At 65.5% G+C, this 2,326-nt stretch carries 3 protein-coding genes; all 3 read left to right on the top strand.

Annotation, left to right across the window (positions count from 1 at the left end; translation table 11 throughout):
* Positions 1-586, top strand: a 586-nt coding sequence (locus AKL29_RS46125; RefSeq protein ID WP_244482648.1) for an ABC transporter substrate-binding protein, incomplete at its 5' end; no start/stop codon positions are given.
* A 124-nt stretch (positions 587-710) separates the two neighbouring features.
* Positions 711-1,505, top strand: coding sequence for an enoyl-CoA hydratase (locus AKL29_RS38095; RefSeq protein WP_028336217.1), 795 nt, complete (start codon positions 711-713; stop codon positions 1,503-1,505).
* 3 nt (positions 1,506-1,508) lie between these two features.
* Entirely contained in the window at positions 1,509-2,264 is a 756-nt protein-coding gene (locus tag AKL29_RS38090) for a VOC family protein (RefSeq protein ID WP_050387730.1), read from the top strand.
* Positions 2,265-2,326 lie beyond the last annotated feature (62 nt).

Here is a 2,326-nt window from a genome sequence, read left to right as displayed (position 1 = left end):
CTCGTCCTTCCTGCTGCAGGCGCAGGCCTCGAAGGCCAAGGTGATTGGCCTTGCCAATGCCGGCGGCGACACCATCAACGCGATCAAGCAGGCGGCGGAATTCGGCCTCACCAAGAGCGGCCAGAAACTGTCGCCGCTATTGGCCTTCGTCACCGACATCGACAGCGTCGGGCTCGAGACCGCGCAGGGCCTGTTGCTGGCGGAAGCCTTCTACTGGGATCTCAACGACGACAGCCGCGCCTTTACGAAGCGCTTCATGGAGCGCACCAAGCGGGTGCCGACTTCGGCACAGGCCGGCGTCTATTCCTCGGTGACGCACTATCTCAAGGCGGTGAAGGCCGCCGGCACCACCGATCCAGCCGCCGTCATGAAGGTGATGAAGGAGACCCCGATCAACGACATGTTCACCAAGAACGGCAAGATCCGCGAGGACGGCCGTATGGTGCACGACATGTATTTGTTCGAGGTCAAGAAGCCGTCGGAATCGAAGGGCCGCTGGGACGACTACAAGCTGGTGGCGACCGTTCCGGGCGACCAGGCCTTCCAGCCGCTGTCGGAGTCGCGCTGCCCGCTGGTGAAGAAGTGACGCGAAGCGTCATTCCGGAGCGATGCGCAGCGTCGAATCCGGAATTTCGAGATTCCGGGTCTGGTCCTTCGGACCATCCCGGAATGACGCCGTAACAACCAACAACAACGAAAGGCAAAACGCCATGAGCGATAATCAGATGGTCCTCCAATCCCTCGACAAGGGCCTGCTCACCATCACCATGAACCGTCCCGATCGGCGCAACGCGCTCAATCCCGACATGACGCGCGGCCTCGTCGAGGCGGCGCGCCGCGCGCAGGACGACACCGAGGTGCGTGCCGTGCTGATCCGGGGCGCCGGCGGCACCTTCTGCGTCGGCGGCGACGTCAAGTCGATGGCGGAAGGCCGCGCGCCGCTGCCGTTCGAGGCCAAGATGGCCAATCTGCGCCGCGGCATGGAGGTCTCGCGCATCCTGCACCAGATGCCGAAGCCGGTGGTGGCGCAGCTCGACGGCGCCGCGGCCGGCGCCGGGCTTTCGATCGCGCTGTCCTGCGACCTCCGCGTCGCCAGCGCCTCCTGCAAGATCACCACCGCCTTCGCCAAGGTCGGCTTCTCCGGCGACTACGGCGGCACCTACTTCCTGACCAAGATGCTCGGCAGCGCCAAAGCGCGCGAGCTCTACATGATGTCGCCGGTGCTGTCGGCGCAGGAAGCCTACAACCTCGGCATGGTCTCCAAGGTGGTGCCTGATGCCGACGTCGAGGCCGAGACGCTGGAACTGGCGCGCTCGCTGGCGCAGGGCCCGTCGGTGGCGCTCGGCTACATCAAGCGCAACATCAACAATGCCGAGACCATGACGCTAGAGGCCTGCTTCGACGGCGAGGCGATCCACCACACGCGTGCCGGCGAGACCACCGACCACAAGGAAGCGGCCAAGGCCTTCGTCGAGAAGCGCAAGCCCACCTTCCAGGGGCAGTAGACCATGGCCGAGTACATGCGGTTGCGGCAGATCTGCCTGGTGGCGCCGCAGCTTGCGCCTGTGATCGCGGACATCTCCGCGATCATGGGCCTCGACGTCTGCTATCGCGACGGCAACGTCGCGAAATACGGCCTCGAGAATGCGCTGCTGCCGGTCGATACCATCCTGCTCGAAGTCGTCGCGCCGTTCCAGCCGGGGCCGGGCACGGCGGCCGGCCGCTTCATCGAGAAGACCGGCGGCCGCGGGGGCTATATGGCGATCTTCGTCTGTGAGGATCCCGACGCGCGCGGCGCCAAGGCCAACACGATGGGCGTGCGCACCGCGAACGTGATCACGCACGCGCCGTATCACGGCGTGCAACTGCATCCGCGCGACTGCCGCGCCGCCTTCATCGAGTTCAACCACACCGACGGCAGCGACGACGTGCTGGGGCCGTACCCGCCGGCTGGCTCCGATTGGCAGAAGTCGATCCGCAAGGACACGACTTTGGCGCTGACCGAGGTCGAGATGCAGAGCCCCGAGCCTGAGGCGTTGGCGGCGCATTGGGGCAGGATCATCGGCATTCCCGCCGATGGTACCGTGGTGAAGCTGCCGAATAGCACCTTCAGCTTCGTCAAGGGCGACAGCGAGATCATGAGCGGCTTGACGTTTGAGGTCGTCGACAAGGCGAAGGTGCTGGACGCCGCAAAAGCCAGAGGCTGTGAGGTGAAGGGCGACGGGTTCCTGCTCTGCGGCGTGACGTTCAAGCTGACGGCGTGACGTCGTAGCCCGGATGCAGCGAAGCGAAATCCGGGGCCGCGCGCTTCGCGGATAGACCGGCC

This window comes from Bradyrhizobium pachyrhizi (assembly GCF_001189245.1).
In the GTDB taxonomy this organism is placed as follows: Bacteria; Pseudomonadota; Alphaproteobacteria; order Rhizobiales; family Xanthobacteraceae; genus Bradyrhizobium; species Bradyrhizobium pachyrhizi.
The sequence above is the reverse complement of the archived record's forward strand: the minus strand, read 5'-3'. Positions and strand labels throughout refer to the sequence as shown.

Excerpts from the sequence above, each read along its gene's own strand:
- AKL29_RS38095 (WP_028336217.1), top strand. The coding sequence starts at position 711 with ATGAGCGATAATCAGATGGTCCTCCAATCCCTCGACAAGGGCCTGCTC.
- AKL29_RS38090 (WP_050387730.1), top strand. The coding sequence starts at position 1,509 with ATGGCCGAGTACATGCGGTTGCGGCAGATCTGCCTGGTGGCGCCGCAG.